Below are 14,884 nucleotides of genomic sequence, written 5' to 3'. Positions count from 1 at the left end.
AGACCTACTTAATTGCGCAGAGAGTTTCTATTGAATATTCCAGAATAATAGCTAAAGCGAAGAAACTCCCGTTGGTCAAACAACTTCGCTTCTTAACGCTATTATTCTTCCATATTCAATGAAACTCTAAACTGCTTATTAATATGGTCTTACAGTTCTATCTAAAATCAACACTAGTTTAAAACAGAACTAAAAATCATTATATTTTTTATAGTGTTAAATGAGTTTATTTTAGCTTTTCTAAAGTTATTTCTTTTGGTGAATCCATGTAAACTGTTTTGTTAGTTGAGTATATTACCATTCCAGGTTTTGAACCAGATGGTTTTTTTACATTTTTAACTAGGGTATAGTCTACAGGTATTTTATTTCCGCCTTTTCCTTTACTATAGAAAACAGCTAGGTTTGCAGCTTCTTCTAAGGTTTTATCTGGAACATCTGAACTTTTTACAATTACATGGGAACCAGGAATATCTTTTGTATGAAGCCATGTATCATATTTATCTGCAAATTTTAATGTTAGATAATCATTTTGTATGTTATTTTTACCAACATAAATGTCTATTCCATCAGATGAAACATAGTGATAAGGTTTAGACATTTTTTGTTTTTTCTTATCTTTAGGATTTCTTCTGAATCTTACATATCCAGTTTCAATAAGCTCATTTTTTACTCCATCTATATCTTCATAATTATCAGCAGCTTGTATGCTTGATGAAACTGAGTTTAAATATTTTAATTCATCTTCATTTATTTCTAATTGTTCTAAGGCTGATTCTTCAGCTTTCTTTAACTTATTATATTTTTTAAAGTAGAATTGAATGTTTTCAGAAGGAGTTTTATTTTCATCAAGTTCTATTTTTAGATATTCTTCCTCTTCACTATAGTAATTTAAAAGTTCTACTGATTTGTCACCTTTATTTATGCTATAAATATAAGATGTAAGAAGCTCTCCTTTTATTTTATATTCTTCTTTTTTCTCACATTCTTTTAGGGTATTTTCTAAAACTTTAATTTTCTTTAAACATCTATCTATATTGGTGTTTATAAGTCTTTGAATATCAGCACTCTTAGCATGAAGTCTATCTTGTTTATCTTTATTTGAGAAGAAGGCATCTAAAAGTTCACTGTTACTTTCATAAAATTCTTTTTTACAATCCTCTAATACCCATAAGTCTTTAAAGTAAAAGTCTAATATTTTCTCATCCCTATAGAATATTATGTTTTTTTCATTTTCAAAAATATTATTGAAGTAATTTGATATGAAGTTAAATAAATCATCAAAAACATAAGAATCTCCAAATTCTTTTGAGAATAAAGAGTACATTTCTAGTGAAAGGTTTTTACCAACACCAGTTAATATTCTTGAGAATACTTTTTCATTTATTTCATTATTTATTTTTCCTAATTCCTCTTTTAAATCTTCTTTTGAAAAATCAAAGGGATTTAATTTATCAGAAGCAGGAGGAAATACATAAGTAACACCTGGATATAGAACTCTAAAACTATTTTTATTTGCAGTTATGTGTTTTATTGATTCCATTATTTTATTATCTCTTTTTCTAACAAGAGATATATTACTATGTCTTGCCATGATTTCAATAACAAGAGTGTACACACTATCAAAGCCCATTTCATCCTTATTTGCTATGTCTATTGAAATTATTCTATCAGTTGATTGTTGATAAATGTCAATTATTCTTCCACCAGTTAAATATTTTCTTAATACCATACAAAAAACAGGAGGTTGTAATGGATTATTCTTACTTATTGTAGTAAAATGTAATCTAGGGTATTTGGAACTTGAGGAAATTAAAAGTTTTTTATTTTCCTTTCCACGTACATTTATTATTATTTCATCCTTTTCAGGTTGATTTATTTTGTCAATTCTAGAATTTAGTAATGAATCTTTTAATTCATTTATTAGGTTATATAAATAAATACCATCTAAAGCCATGATTTTCTTTCCTTTCTGATTGTTTGAACTTACAGTTAGTATACATCTTATAACAAAAAGTATCAATAATAGGTAATTTGAGGTGATAATATGAATTTTTCAAAAATGCATGGAAATGGAAATGATTTTATAGTTATAGAAGATTTAAATAATGAGTATTTAGGTAAAGAGGGAGAAATTGCTCAAAAAATGTGCCATAGAAGATTTGGAATTGGTGCAGATGGAATCTTAATAGTTAGAAAGAATGAAAATTGTGATATAGAAATGGTAATAATAAATTCAGATGGATCTTATGCAGCTATGTGTGGAAATGGAATTAGATGCTTTGCTAAGTATGTTTATGAAAAAGGCATAGTTAAGAAAGATGTTATGAATGTTTTAACTGGTGATGGAATTAAGAAGATTTTCTTAGAAGTAGAAAATGATAAGGTTAAGGCTATTAATGTTAATATGGGATTTGGCAGTTTTAATCCAAAAAAAATTCCAGCCTTATGTGATGAAGAAATAATAGAAAAAAAGGTTAATATAGGAGAGGAAGAATATGCTTTAACATCTTTGCTTATGGGAGTTCCTCATACTATCATATTTGAAGAGGAGAACCATGATATTAATTGTGGTAAGAATATTGAAAAGTATGAATTATTTCCTCAGGGAACAAATGTTAACTTTTGCAAAGTATTAGATAGAAATACTATGGAGGTTAGAACTTGGGAAAGAGGTGCAGGTCCAACTTTAGCTTGTGGAACAGGTAATTGCGCATCTGTTATTGCTGCAAATAAACTAGGCTTAGTTGATAATAAGGTTAGGGTTATAGTTCCAGGTGGAGAATTAAAAGTTAATATTGAAGATGATGGAGTAAAAATGATAGGAGAGGCATCATTTATTTGTGATGGAACATATTTATTTTAGAGAGGGAATGTAAGTAAATGAGGAAAGCTGCTGCTTTAAGTTTAGTATTAGTTATTTTATCAATAGCTTTTTTGGGGTGTAATTTCAATAAGAAAAGTGAGAGTGAGGGGTCTTTAGAAAAAAAGCTTAAACTTCCTGAGAATATTGTGTGCATAATTTCTGGGGAAGATGTTACTTATTATGAAATAGAAGGGGAAAATCTCAAAAAATTAGATTTAAATATTAAAGGACATATTGAAGTTTTTAGTAAGGAATTAGGATTAGTTATTTATAGAAATATTACTGATGAGGGAACAGATTTAATTATAACAAATGGTGAATCTGAGAAAAAAATATCAGTAAAAGGAAATATTGAATATTTAAGAGTTAGTCCAGGGGGAACAAAACTTATATATAAATATAATTCAGGGGATAAAATAGGATACAGAGTTTTAGACTTACAGAGTTTTAAAGAATTTGATTTAAATGAAAACTTAGCTATTTCTGGGGAGAATGTTGAGTTTTTAGATGAAAATCAATTAGTTTTATATGGTGTTGATTTAAGAAATAAGCAAACAGGAATATTTATCTATAATATAAAAGAGGGAAAATATACCTTGAAAAAGCCTATTGTTAAAGCCTTTATAGATCATATTGATTTAATTTCTAATCAAGTTATTTTATATACTCAGAGCAGTTTTAGTGGAGATAAGGAATGTTATATGTACAACTTATCAAATAATGAGAGTGTTTTACTTTCAAAAGATGGTTTAGAAATAGAAACTTCTAAGAAAGATGGAGATAAAATATATTTCATTGGAAATAAAGATGAGAGTGCAAGAAGTCTTTATTCTTTAGATATTAAAACTAAGAAGATTGATAGATTAGTTTATGATTTTCCTAAATATATAGGAAAAGAGGCTCTTTTACTTGTTAAAAATGGAAATATATATTTTAGTGGTTTCAATGAAGAGGAAAGTAAAAGCGCACTATATATGTATAATACAAAGGGAAAAAGTGTTAGGCTTATAGAAGGAAATAAAGGTCAGTACATGATTTTAAAATAATTAAGGAAGTTCTAGATTATTAAAAAAATTAATAATCTAGAATTTTTTTTGTTTAAAAAATAATTTCTATGTCAAATATTTAGATAATAAGATATGATTTAAACTTAAATTTTAAGTAAAGCTAAAGGTTATTTTATATAGGGAGGAATTTTAAGATTGGATTTTTCTATAAGAGATGTTGATATGTCAATTATGAGCATTATTCCAAATAAAGCTGCATTAATAAATAATGTTATTGCCATAAAGGATAAGGGAAATGATGTTTGTTTTTATACAGACTATGAAGATGAGAATAAGAAAAATTATCTTTCTGTATTTTTACCAGGTAGAAAAATAAGTTTTATTATTGGAGAAAAACATAAGGTAAAGAATCTAATTGATGCTTGTTATAATAAAAAGAATTTATCAGAAGATGAATTTACTGAGGAAGAGTTTAATAATTTAGTTTCTTTGGGAATTAAGAAAAATGCAAGTGATATACATATAGAGCCTGTAGATGGTGCTGCTAATATAAGGCTTAGAATTGATGGGATTTTGAATATAGAGAAGGTATTAAAACAACAATTATATGAGAATTTAATAAATAAAATCAAGATTAAAAGCGATATGAATATAGGTGATAAATTAAGGGCTCAAGATGGAAAAATGAGCTTTAAAAATGAAGGATATGAATGTGATTTGAGAATATCTATTTTACCTACTATTTGGGGTGAAAAGGTTGTTATAAGAATTTTGTATAAGAAAAATAATCTTATAACTATTGATAATTTAAATTTGATGAATGAACAGTATGAAAAAATATTAAGAGTTTTAAAATTAAGACATGGAATGGTAGTTGTAAATGGTCCTACTGGAAGTGGAAAATCTACCACTTTATATGCACTAATTAATTCTATTAATAAAGAGGGAATAAATATTAGTACAATTGAAGATCCAGTAGAATTTAGTATTAAGGGAATTACTCAAACTAATGTAAATGAAAAGATGGGTTTAACTTTTGCAAATGGATTAAAACATATTTTAAGGCAGGATCCAGATGTAATATTAATTGGAGAAATTCGTGATGAAGACACTGCTAAAATCGCAATAAGGTCATCTATTACAGGGCATAAAGTTTACTCAACAATACATGCTAATAGTGGAAAAGAGGTTTATGATAGATTACTTGATATGGGAGCTGAAAAATATTTAGTAAAAGAAGGATTAAGTGCCATAATAACTCAAAGACTTGTTAGAAAAAATTGTGAAAATTGCAAAAAGAAAATACCATGTGAGGAATATGGTTATGAAAATAAGAAGAAAAATTTTTATCTAAAAGGTGTTGGGTGTGAAAAATGTAATTGGAGTGGGAAAAAAGGAAGAAAGGCAGTTTGTGAAATAATATTTCCTAAGGAATATAAAAATAAAGAAGAAATACCATGGGGAAAGGAGCTTCTTAAATCTTGTTTGAATTTAGTTTATGGTGGAGAAGTTTCTTTAGATGAATATTATCTTTTAAAAGAATGTGAGGGGTTAGATGATTTTTACTAAAAGTGAAGCATGTTATATATGTATGAATCTAAGTACATATGTTAAATCAGGAATAACTTTAAGCAAGGCTTTACAACTTATAAAAGAAACAACTAATAATAAAAAATATAAAGAAGCCATTGAAAGAATTGAAGAGAAGGTTTTAAGAGGAGAAAATCTTTCAGATGCCTTTAAAGAAGAAGAGAAGTTATTTCCAAGTTTAATGATAGATATGATTAAAATAGGAGAAGAAAGTGGAAATTTAGAACTTGTTTTAGAAAAATGTGCAAAAACACTTATGGCTGAAAAAGAAATTGAAAACAAGGTTTTAAAGGCCATACGATATCCTGCTATGCTTTTTATAGGGTTAGTTATAATGATATTTTTTTATGGGACTTATATATTGCCTCAATTTGTAGATATGTTTGATTTAAAAGAAAAAAGTGATTCTTTTATAATGAGCATTTTAAATAACTATATTAATTTTATAGAAAAAAATCCTAATATAGAGACCATAGCATTTTGCTATCTTATATGTTTTATAATTTTTATTTTTTTAGTGATTAAGTTTATTAATCTCGAAAAGGTTTTATATAATTTTGAGGTTTATAGAATGTACTATGAAATAAGAATCTTATTTCTTATGAATATGATAATAAGTAGTGGAATTTCATTAACTAAATCATTAACTGTTTTTGGAGAAAATTTAAGTGATAAGAAGATTAAAAAATTTATAAATATAATTGATTATGGTCTTATAAAGGGAGACAGTTTAAGTAAAAGTATAGGGAGAGTTAAGGTTATATCCAATATTTCAAAAGGTTTCTTAGTAACTGGAGAAGAAAGTGGAAGATTAAATAATAATTTAGAAGACTTATTAAAAATAAGAGAAAAAGACTTTGAAAAAAGTTTAAATAAGTTGGTTGGAAGAATAGAACCTACAATGTTTGGAGTTATTGGAGTTGTAATATCAATTATGATGATTCTTGTTTTAGTACCAACATTTGAAGGAATGAAGTATGTGTAGTTTAAGAAAAAAGAAAAAAGGATTTACTTTAGTAGAAGTAATGATTTATTTAGGAATAACCATGCTATTATTAGCCCTTCCTACTTCATTTGTTTTGATTAAAAATAAAATTTATGATTTTAAAGTTCAAAAAGAGATAAATGAAGTGCACAGTTTTTTTATTGAATGCAAACAAATTTCAAGAAATAGAAGAAAAGAGGGGGTTATATTATTTGACCTTTTAAATAATAGGATAAGTTATGGCAATACACATGATAGCTTAGAAATAAGATTAAAAAGTCTTAAGATTTCTAATAATCTAAATAATAAAATTCTAATAAATGGTAATGGAAAAATAGCTACATCGGGAACCATTTGGTTAAGAAATAAAGAAAAAGAGGGAGCTAGAATAACTATAGAACCCTCAACTGGAAAAATAAATTTATATGATTTATAGGATTAATTACTTTTTGAAATAATTGTATTTCATAGTAATTAATATGTAAAACACTAAATTTTTAGCAAAGGTGATTTGTATGAGTAAAGAGCAGAGTTTAAGGAGTAAATTTTTACAAAGAAAAAATAAGGGTTATTTATTAGTTGATATAGTTGTAGCTTTGAGTATTATGTCATTATTGTTTTTAGGAATAGGAAGAGTTTTTAATATTTATCTTAGAAATACAAAGTACTCAAATGAAAAAAGTAGGATTATAGAAATAATGAGAGCATTGTCATTAGAAGTAAAAAATAATTTAGAGTTTACGGAACTTAAATCATTAAAAAATGGAGTTTATTATTTAGGTGAAATTAATATTTATGATGTTATGGAGAAAGATATACTTACTTTAATAAGTAATGGAGATTTTAAAGAATTTAAGGATGGAAGTGTTAATGGATGGAAGATTAAAGTTAATGAAATTCATAGTAGTGAGGGAGTGGCTAAAATAATTTATGAAAATAGTTTAACAAATATTAGTAAAGAAGAGGAGGTAAAGATATACGAGTTTTTAGAATAAAGAGAATTAAAAAGAGTGGTTACGTACTTATTGAACTTTGTATTTATATGACTTTTTTAGGTATATTGACGTTAATGTTAAGTAAAAACTTAATTTTTTATTTTGAAAGATTTAAAGGAAACATTGAAGATGATAAATTTTTAAATTATCTTATTAATGCAGAAATGTATTTAGACAATAGGTTTTTAGATAAGAGAGTAGAAGAGTTAATTATTGATGATAAACATAATTTTGTTTTAATAGATTTTTGGGATGAGGATAAAAGGGCAAATGATAAGATTGAATTAAAGAAAAACAACTTAAGCGTTACTTATTCAAGGTATGGGAAATATTATATAAATTCAATTTTAGATCATGTGGAAAGTTTTGATGTTATAGATAAGAGAAACTTATTTTACATTAAACTTAAACCAAATGGAAGGGATGAGAGAGTATATTGTTATGAAAAGTAAGGGCTTTGCATCAATTGAGGTATTATTAGTTTCCTTAGCTTGCAGTTTTATTGTTACAATTCTTATGGAAAATTCTTTCACAAAAAGAGAGGCAATCGAAAGAAAAGGTAAAAATAATATGATGAATTTGAATTATTTTTATGATGAAGAGGAGTTTATTAAAACAATAGTTGAGAATAATGATATAAACTCTGAAAATATTAAAAGTTTAGAGGTTAAATTAGATAATAAGCTGGCAAATTATGATGAGGAAAATAATGCTTTAAAAATTAGTATAAAAAACAAAGTAACAGGAGTATTTAAAAATACCTATTATGACTTTAGATTTAATGAGGAAAATAAAATTATTTTAAGTAAAAGGAGATATTATGATTTTACTTAGTAAAAAATTGGTTATTGACAATACTGAGGATATTTTAAAATTTAAAGAATCTAAAGAGAAAAAAGTTAAACTCATTATAAGAGATGGAAAGATATTAATACATATAGCTAGAATTAAGAAAAATGAGAGCTTAAATAGAAAAATAGACAATATAATAAAAGATTTATTTTTAGGCCATAATCCATTAGTTCATTACGAAAAAATATGGGTTAGAGGAAAGTGTTTTTTGCTTATATATGTTATGGGATGTTCTAATGAATTTAAGAAGTTTTTAGAGGATAAAAAGAAATTCTCCATAATACCAACAGATTTTATGTATAAAGGAGGTTTTTCTTTCAATAGATTAAAGATTGTATTAAGAATTGAAAATGAAGAATTTAAGATTAGATTTTATTTGAAAAGAAAATTAATATCAGTAAAGACTACAACTGAAGAAAATTATTTGAAGGATATAAAAAAAGAATTAGTAAACATAGAAGAGATATTTAATATAAAAATTAAGAAATTTGATTTTGAATCTGAAGATAAGTATATAAGTGAAGAGCTTAAAAGGGAATTTTATAATTGTAAACTTATTAAAAGTAGGGGTGATGGAAATATATATTCAAAAGTATAAGAAATTTTTACCTATAGAATATGTAGATAAGTGTAATGAGAAAATTAAAAAGAAGGTTTTTATATATCTTCTTATTACACTTTTCATAAATTTAGTTATTTATGTTGAAGTTAGTAAAGAAATTAATATTATGAATAAAAATATAGGCATACTAGCAGCTAATGAAAGAGAAAATATTAAGCATATTGGAAATGAGCTTATAGACAAAACTTATTCATTAAATACATTAATACATAATGATGGGGTTTTAAAATTAAATATAGAAAGAGAAAATTTTGAGATGTATGTTTTAAATGAATATTTAAATGAAATATTAGAAAAAATAAATCTTTCAAAAGGAGAGGTTTATGAAATAACCTATGATGATAAAAATTCGATTAATTTTATTAGAGGAGTTTTCTAAGAAAAGGAGTATAAGAGGTGAAGGACGGAAAAGTTAAATTAGGTATATTTTTAGTTTTACTTTTACTTGGACTATTTCAAACTTCAAGATTGATTGAAATAAGAGCATATAATGAAAATTTTTATACTGAAAAAAATAATGAAAGTAAAATAGAGGCTAATGAATTTTTAAATTTAATAAAAAATGAAGAGGCTGAAGTAATTGCTATTAAGAATGATAAAAATTGGAAAGGTGAAGTGATTTTTAAAGGAAATGAAGAAAAGTTAAGAAGTTATATTAATAATTTAAAAATAAACAATATTTATGTAGAAAACTATAAAATTGAAAAAATAGGAGAATTAAAGTGGTTTTTGGAGATTAAGCCTGTATAGTCTTGTAAATTTAATGAAAATAATTGCATTTATTATTTGGTTTTGATAAAATATGATTGTTGTTTTACACTTAATAGTAAATAAGTAACAAGATAATCCTAGAGGGTATTAATTTTATCTAAAGGGGTTATAATATAAAAAGAATTAATAGATTTTGGAGGGATACTTAATGATATCAGGAAGTGATTTAAGAAAAGGAACTACTTTTGAATTAGATGGACAAGTATACACAGTTATAGACTTCTTACACGTTAAACCAGGAAAAGGTGCTGCTTTCGTAAGAACTAAGTTAAGAAACGTTATCATGGGAGGAGTTACAGACAGAACTTTCAACCCAACTGATAAATTACAAGAAGCAATAATTGAAAGAAAAGAAATGCAATATCTTTACTCAGATGGAGAATTATACTACTTCATGGATCAAGAGACTTTTGAGCAAATTCCTTTAAACTATGAAAAAGTTGAAGAGGCTATCAAATTCTTAAAAGAAAACATGAATGCTATAATAAAATTCTACAAAGGAGAAGCTTTCTCAGTAGAAGCTCCAAACTTTGTTGAATTATTAATAACTGAGTGTGAGCCAAGTGTTAAAGGAAACACAGCTACTACAGCTATGAAAACTGCTGTTGTTGAAACAGGAGCAACAGTTATGGTTCCAATGTTCGTTGAAGAAGGAAACACTATAAGAATAGATACTAGAACTGGCGAATACATGGAAAGAGTTTAATAAAAAATATATTTATGCTAAGCCTTTTGGCTTAGCATATTTAGCATAAGGAAGTGATTTCAGTGAAAGATATAAGAAATAATATTAGTACTTTGCTTGAGGCTATGAATAAAAACACTGAGTTAGACAAAGAATTTAAAGATTCTTTAATAAATGTAATTTCATCATTAGTTGAAAAAGTTGAGGAATTAGAAGTTAATGTTGAAACTTTAGATGAAAATGTAACTTTACTTAATGATGATCTAAGTGGAGTTCAAGATGAACTTTTTGAAGAACTAACTTTAGAAGAGCTTGAAGAATATGAAGATGAATATTGTGAGGTTGTTTGCGATAAATGTCATAAACCTTTATATATAGAAAAAGATATATTAGATAAAGCTGAAAGTATCCCTTGTCCTTATTGTGGAAATGAATTTGAAGTTTAAAAAAACTGTGCCTATAAAAGGTACAGTTTTTTTATGCAAAATAAATTTAAAAAACATATAAAAAATTTCTTTGAGAGTAATAATTTCTTATGTAAACTAATAGATTTAAATAGAGAAAGGAGAGAGTGTACTTTGAAAGAAATTTTTGCAATTTTGCCAGAAAGAATAATAAGGTGTTTAAAAGATAAGAATTCACTTAGTAAACTTCAGGAGATTAGAGTTAAAGTTGGAAAACCACTTAGTATTGTTATGGATAATAATGAAACAATATTTAATTATGTAATAACAATAGATGATATTAAAGCTATAATTCAAAAAATAAGTAACTACTCTCTATATGCTTTTGAAGAAGATATAAGACAAGGATATATAACCATTCAAGGGGGACATAGAGTAGGATTAGCAGGTCAATGTGTTATACAAAATAATGCCATAAAGACTATAAGAAATATAACATCATTAAATATTAGGATTTGTAGAGAAATTATAGGGTGTTCAAATAATCTTATAAATCACTTAGTTGAGAATAATAGTGTAAGCAATACCTTAATAATCTCTCCACCAAAGTGTGGAAAAACAACTTTGTTAAGAGATATAACAAGAAATATTTCAAATGGCATGAGTAATCTTGGATTAAAGGGAAAAAGAACTGTGGTTATAGATGAGAGGAGTGAGATTGCAGCTTGTTATAATGGAATTCCTCAAATGAATGTTGGTATAAGAACTGATGTATATGATAACTGTATAAAAAGTGAGGGGATGATGATGGCAGTAAGAGGGTTATCGCCTGAGGTTATAGTTTGTGATGAGATTGGAACATATAAGGATATGGAAGGACTTATTATGGCATATAACTCAGGAGTAAGTATTATTGCAACCTTACATGGAAGAAATATAGAGGAACTTTACAAAAGACCAGTTTTTAGAGAGATAGTAGAAAATAATGTTATTAATAAGGTTGTAATCTTAAGTGGAAAAAGAGGAGTTGGAACCATTGAAGGTATATATGATGTTTAATTTTAATAATAAGCATTTAATAAAGGAGGAAAAATGAAAATTTTACTTCTTGTAATAATAGTTTTAATAAGTTCTATGATTGGATACACATATGGAGAAAATTTTAAAAATAGACTTCTTCAGCTTAGAGAAATCAAGAGAGCACTTATTGATTTTGAAAATGATATCGTCTATCTTTATACTGCCTTACCAGAAAGTCTTGAAAATATAGCACATAAATCAAAAGATCCAATAAGAGAGTTTTTTTACTTAGTATCATTAAAACTTAAAAATAATGAAGTGAATAATGTATATATGGCTTTTTATGAAAGTATAAATGAACATAAGAAAAATATGAATTTAAAAGAAGAGGATTATGAAATACTTTTAGATTTATCAAAATCTTTAGGAGAAACCAACATAGAAGGACAACTTAAAATATTTAACTTAGCAAAGGAAAAATTAGATTATGAGTTAACTATTGCAGAGGATGAATGCAATAAAAATATTAAGGTTTATAGATATTTAGGTGTTGGTGTTGGAGCTATGATAGCAATTTTTCTTATATAAAAACTATAATTAACTTTTGAATTTTCTATGGGGAGGAAAAGTATGGTGGATTTATCTTTAATATTTCAAATTGCGGGTGTAGGAATAATTCTTGTTATACTTGATAAAGTCTTAGAACAAAGTGGTAAAAAAGAATATGCAACATTAGCAAATTTAGTTGGAGTAATAATAATACTTACAATGATAATTCAACTCATAAGTAGGCTTTTTACTTCTGTAAAGACAATGTTTCTATTTTAAGGAGTTTGAGACTTGAAATAACAGAGGGGGGTGAACTTAGAAAGCTATACTAAAAAGTATTGCTTGAAAGAGTAGGATGGATGTATTAGTACAAGTTATATGTTTTTCATTAATATCTATGTTTTTATATTTATTTTTAAAAGAGCTTAAAAGTCCATTTGCTGTTATGCTTCTTTTGATTTCAGGGATTATAATCTTTCTTTTTATAATGCCTTATTTAAATGAAATAATAACTTTTATGCATAATATAGCAAAAGATTCAGGTATGGACTCAACATATATAGGTATTGTTATGAAAGTTATTGCAATTGCATATCTCTCCACTTTTTGTAGTTATATATGCAATGATGCGGGTGTTACTGTTTTAGGGAAAAAAGTTGAGTTTGCAGGAAAGATAATGATACTTCTTCTTGCAATACCAATAATGATAAATATTCTGAATTCTATATTAAGTATTATGTAAAAAATTAGGAGCTAACTATGAAAAAAATAATAAACATAATATTATTAACGGTGACTTTTTTATTTTGCTTTAATACAAATGTTTTAGCCAATAAAAATTTAGAAAGCTCTAAAGAAAAGATTAATAATGATTCTAGAGTAGAAGGTTTTTATAATTATATAAACAATTTAGAAACAGAAGAAGAATTTTTAGAAAACATGTCAGCAAAAGAATACATTAGTCAGTATTTAAATAGTGGGGAGGATCCTATAAGTATAAAAAAAATAGGAGCTTCTATAATAAGTTATATGCTTAGAGAAGTTAGAACAGTTCTTAAATTTGTTGCTTCAATACTAGTTATTGCACTTTTAAGCGCTTTACTTAAAAATCTCCAGGATTCATTTAATATTGAAGATGGAGTTACAAATATTGCCTTTTTAGCTTGTTATGCACTTATAATAATGCTTTTAACTAAGGGTTTTTTTGTAACTTTGGACTTAGGAAAAGAAGTATTATTCTCTATAATGGATTTTATGAACGTTATTGTTCCAGTTTTAATAATGCTAATAGCAACTTCAGGAGGTATTACTTCAGCAGTAACCATAGATCCAATAGTTTTAGGAGCAGTAACTATAACACCTAGAATATATACTTATTTTTTATTTCCATTAATATTAGCTTATTTTACATTACAATTTGTAAATAATCTTTCAGATGAATTTAAAATAGATAGAATGTGTAAATTTATTAAAAATATGGTTATGTTATCACAAGGATTTATTTTAACTATATTTGTTGGAATTCTTACATTAAGAGGAATGACAGCAGATACTTTAGACGCTGTGGCAGTTAAAACTGTTAAATTTGCAGTAGACAACTTTGTGCCTGTGGTAGGAGGGGCTTTTTCAGATGCAATTACTACTTTGGCTGGATATTCATTAGCTATGAAAAGTGTAATAAGTTCTTTGGGAGTTATTGTTATTATAGTTATAGCAGTTTATCCAATGATAAAGATGGCACTTATGGCCTTGTGTTTTAAATTTACAGCAGCAATTATAGAGCCTGTTGTTGATTCTAAGATATCTAGTAGTGTTGAAACTGTAGGAGAATCTGTATTTATGGTTTTATCATGTGTAATAAGCGTAAGTCTAATGTTTTTTATTATGACATCTATGCTAGCATCAGCAGGTAGTTTTATTGTAGGAGGATAAAAAGTATGATGGAAATATTAAAAACATGGATTTCAAATTTGTGCGTGGCTGTAGTTATTATGACTATTGCACAAATTATATTACCTAATACATCCATAAAAAAGCATTCTAAGTTTGCTTTTTCTTTAATAATACTTGCAATAACATTAGCTCCTATAATAAATTTATTAAATTTTAATAAGGGTACAGATGAAAACCTTTTTCAAGAAAGTATGACTTATGAGTTAAACTCTAAAAAAGAAATAGCTTCTTTTTATGATGAAAAATTTATTTTAGAAAGTATAGAAGAAAATTTGATAAATGCTTTAAAAGATGAATTTTATGAAAATGAATTTGATGTTTCTTTAAAGGGTGAAATAGATTTTCAATCAATGAATATGAATATAAAAGAAGTTAATGTTAAAGTTTTAGAAAATAAAAAGGTAAAAAAGGTGGATAAAATTGAAATTGGAAAAGAAAAAAGAGGTAAAGAGAAAATTAAGGATGATTTTTTAGAAAAAGTAGAAAGCTTTGTTGAAAAAGAACTTAAAATTCCTAATGAGAATATTTATGTTTCTTACTCTTAGAAAGTTTTAATAGTAACTTAAAATGACATTGCTTTGATTTAGA

General features: G+C 26.0%; 20 protein-coding genes. 19 read left to right on the top strand and 1 reads right to left on the bottom strand.

All coding sequences use genetic code 11. The features are described 5' to 3' along the window. Positions 1–226: 226 nt before the first annotated feature. Positions 227–1,954, bottom strand: coding sequence for an Rqc2 family fibronectin-binding protein (locus Q1K13_RS09285; protein WP_300349920.1), 1,728 nt, complete (start codon positions 1,952–1,954; stop codon positions 227–229). 90 nt (positions 1,955–2,044) lie between these two features. Between Q1K13_RS09285 and dapF the strand changes: the two genes are divergently transcribed. From dapF to spoIIIAF, 19 genes are all read left to right on the top strand, one after another. Beyond that, complete coding sequence (dapF, locus tag Q1K13_RS09280) at positions 2,045–2,863, top strand: diaminopimelate epimerase (RefSeq protein WP_300349918.1); 819 nt, start codon at positions 2,045–2,047, stop codon at positions 2,861–2,863. 17 nt (positions 2,864–2,880) lie between these two features. Beyond that, the gene (locus Q1K13_RS09275; RefSeq protein WP_300349916.1) at positions 2,881–3,909 is read left to right on the top strand and encodes a hypothetical protein; all 1,029 of its coding nucleotides are present in this window, start codon (positions 2,881–2,883) and stop codon (positions 3,907–3,909) included. 156 nt (positions 3,910–4,065) lie between these two features. Continuing rightward, positions 4,066–5,439, top strand: coding sequence for a GspE/PulE family protein (locus Q1K13_RS09270; protein WP_300349913.1), 1,374 nt, complete (start codon positions 4,066–4,068; stop codon positions 5,437–5,439). Beyond that, on the top strand, positions 5,426–6,445 hold the full coding sequence (locus tag Q1K13_RS09265) for a type II secretion system F family protein (RefSeq protein WP_300349911.1): 1,020 nt from the start codon (positions 5,426–5,428) through the stop codon (positions 6,443–6,445). The genes Q1K13_RS09270 and Q1K13_RS09265 overlap by 14 nt, the downstream gene beginning before the upstream one ends. Next, a complete protein-coding gene (locus tag Q1K13_RS09260; protein WP_300349909.1) occupies positions 6,438–6,881 on the top strand; it encodes a pilus assembly FimT family protein in 444 nt (147 codons plus the stop codon). The genes Q1K13_RS09265 and Q1K13_RS09260 overlap by 8 nt, the downstream gene beginning before the upstream one ends. Before the next feature lie 79 nt (positions 6,882–6,960). Further along, the gene (locus Q1K13_RS09255; RefSeq protein WP_300349907.1) at positions 6,961–7,440 is read left to right on the top strand and encodes a type IV pilus modification PilV family protein; all 480 of its coding nucleotides are present in this window, start codon (positions 6,961–6,963) and stop codon (positions 7,438–7,440) included. A gap of 74 nt (positions 7,441–7,514) precedes the next feature. Next, positions 7,515–7,892: a hypothetical protein gene (locus tag Q1K13_RS09250; protein WP_300349905.1), complete on the top strand. Its 378-nt coding sequence runs from the start codon at positions 7,515–7,517 to the stop codon at positions 7,890–7,892. Further along, positions 7,882–8,274, top strand: coding sequence for a type IV pilin (locus tag Q1K13_RS09245; protein WP_300349903.1), 393 nt, complete (start codon positions 7,882–7,884; stop codon positions 8,272–8,274). The genes Q1K13_RS09250 and Q1K13_RS09245 overlap by 11 nt, the downstream gene beginning before the upstream one ends. After that, positions 8,261–8,890, top strand: coding sequence for a hypothetical protein (locus tag Q1K13_RS09240; protein WP_300349901.1), 630 nt, complete (start codon positions 8,261–8,263; stop codon positions 8,888–8,890). Before Q1K13_RS09245 ends, Q1K13_RS09240 begins: the two co-directional genes overlap by 14 nt. Then, the gene (locus Q1K13_RS09235) at positions 8,865–9,293 is read left to right on the top strand and encodes a hypothetical protein (protein WP_300349898.1); all 429 of its coding nucleotides are present in this window, start codon (positions 8,865–8,867) and stop codon (positions 9,291–9,293) included. The genes Q1K13_RS09240 and Q1K13_RS09235 overlap by 26 nt, the downstream gene beginning before the upstream one ends. Positions 9,294–9,310: 17 nt before the next feature. Further along, entirely contained in the window at positions 9,311–9,664 is a 354-nt protein-coding gene (locus tag Q1K13_RS09230; protein WP_300349895.1) for a hypothetical protein, read from the top strand. A gap of 169 nt (positions 9,665–9,833) precedes the next feature. Further along, positions 9,834–10,391 carry an elongation factor P gene (gene efp, locus Q1K13_RS09225; RefSeq protein ID WP_300349893.1) on the top strand — a complete coding sequence of 186 codons (558 nt, stop codon included), beginning with the start codon at positions 9,834–9,836 and terminating at the stop codon, positions 10,389–10,391. Positions 10,392–10,453: 62 nt separating this feature from the next. Further along, on the top strand, positions 10,454–10,816 hold the full coding sequence (locus Q1K13_RS09220) for a CD1247 N-terminal domain-containing protein (RefSeq protein WP_300349891.1): 363 nt from the start codon (positions 10,454–10,456) through the stop codon (positions 10,814–10,816). A gap of 132 nt (positions 10,817–10,948) precedes the next feature. Next, a complete protein-coding gene (gene spoIIIAA / locus Q1K13_RS09215; protein WP_300349889.1) occupies positions 10,949–11,833 on the top strand; it encodes a stage III sporulation protein AA in 885 nt (294 codons plus the stop codon). Positions 11,834–11,866: 33 nt separating this feature from the next. Beyond that, positions 11,867–12,382: a stage III sporulation protein SpoIIIAB gene (spoIIIAB, locus tag Q1K13_RS09210; RefSeq protein WP_300349887.1), complete on the top strand. Its 516-nt coding sequence runs from the start codon at positions 11,867–11,869 to the stop codon at positions 12,380–12,382. 42 nt (positions 12,383–12,424) lie between these two features. Further along, positions 12,425–12,622 (top strand): stage III sporulation protein AC, encoded by a 198-nt coding sequence (spoIIIAC, locus tag Q1K13_RS09205; RefSeq protein ID WP_300349885.1) that lies wholly within the window; start codon positions 12,425–12,427, stop codon positions 12,620–12,622. Between the two features lie 76 nt (positions 12,623–12,698). Further along, entirely contained in the window at positions 12,699–13,085 is a 387-nt protein-coding gene (spoIIIAD, locus tag Q1K13_RS09200) for a stage III sporulation protein AD (protein ID WP_300349882.1), read from the top strand. A 17-nt stretch (positions 13,086–13,102) separates the two neighbouring features. Continuing rightward, the gene (spoIIIAE, locus tag Q1K13_RS09195) at positions 13,103–14,275 is read left to right on the top strand and encodes a stage III sporulation protein AE (protein WP_300349880.1); all 1,173 of its coding nucleotides are present in this window, start codon (positions 13,103–13,105) and stop codon (positions 14,273–14,275) included. A 5-nt stretch (positions 14,276–14,280) separates the two neighbouring features. Next, positions 14,281–14,841 carry a stage III sporulation protein AF gene (gene spoIIIAF, locus Q1K13_RS09190; RefSeq protein WP_300349878.1) on the top strand — a complete coding sequence of 187 codons (561 nt, stop codon included), beginning with the start codon at positions 14,281–14,283 and terminating at the stop codon, positions 14,839–14,841. Positions 14,842–14,884 lie beyond the last annotated feature (43 nt).

The sequence above is a fragment of the Clostridium sp. genome (genome assembly GCF_029267215.1).
In the GTDB taxonomy this organism is placed as follows: domain Bacteria; phylum Bacillota; class Clostridia; order Clostridiales; family Clostridiaceae; genus Sarcina.
The sequence above is the reverse complement of the archived record's forward strand: the minus strand, read 5'-3'. Positions and strand labels throughout refer to the sequence as shown.

Bases quoted from the DNA above. Each gene is read 5' to 3' on its own strand.
- Q1K13_RS09235 (WP_300349898.1), top strand. From the start codon at position 8,865: ATGGAAATATATATTCAAAAGTATAAGAAATTTTTACCTATAGAATAT.
- Q1K13_RS09245 (WP_300349903.1), top strand. From the start codon at position 7,882: ATGAAAAGTAAGGGCTTTGCATCAATTGAGGTATTATTAGTTTCCTTA.
- Q1K13_RS09240 (WP_300349901.1), top strand. From the start codon at position 8,261: ATGATTTTACTTAGTAAAAAATTGGTTATTGACAATACTGAGGATATT.
- Q1K13_RS09255 (WP_300349907.1), top strand. From the start codon at position 6,961: ATGAGTAAAGAGCAGAGTTTAAGGAGTAAATTTTTACAAAGAAAAAAT.
- spoIIIAD (WP_300349882.1), top strand. From the start codon at position 12,699: ATGGATGTATTAGTACAAGTTATATGTTTTTCATTAATATCTATGTTT.
- efp (WP_300349893.1), top strand. From the start codon at position 9,834: ATGATATCAGGAAGTGATTTAAGAAAAGGAACTACTTTTGAATTAGAT.
- spoIIIAE (WP_300349880.1), top strand. From the start codon at position 13,103: ATGAAAAAAATAATAAACATAATATTATTAACGGTGACTTTTTTATTT.
- spoIIIAF (WP_300349878.1), top strand. From the start codon at position 14,281: ATGATGGAAATATTAAAAACATGGATTTCAAATTTGTGCGTGGCTGTA.
- dapF (WP_300349918.1), top strand. From the start codon at position 2,045: ATGAATTTTTCAAAAATGCATGGAAATGGAAATGATTTTATAGTTATA.
- Q1K13_RS09275 (WP_300349916.1), top strand. From the start codon at position 2,881: ATGAGGAAAGCTGCTGCTTTAAGTTTAGTATTAGTTATTTTATCAATA.
- Q1K13_RS09285 (WP_300349920.1), bottom strand. From the start codon at position 1,954: ATGGCTTTAGATGGTATTTATTTATATAACCTAATAAATGAATTAAAA.
- Q1K13_RS09260 (WP_300349909.1), top strand. From the start codon at position 6,438: ATGTGTAGTTTAAGAAAAAAGAAAAAAGGATTTACTTTAGTAGAAGTA.
- spoIIIAB (WP_300349887.1), top strand. From the start codon at position 11,867: ATGAAAATTTTACTTCTTGTAATAATAGTTTTAATAAGTTCTATGATT.
- Q1K13_RS09265 (WP_300349911.1), top strand. From the start codon at position 5,426: ATGATTTTTACTAAAAGTGAAGCATGTTATATATGTATGAATCTAAGT.
- Q1K13_RS09250 (WP_300349905.1), top strand. From the start codon at position 7,515: ATGTTAAGTAAAAACTTAATTTTTTATTTTGAAAGATTTAAAGGAAAC.
- spoIIIAC (WP_300349885.1), top strand. From the start codon at position 12,425: ATGGTGGATTTATCTTTAATATTTCAAATTGCGGGTGTAGGAATAATT.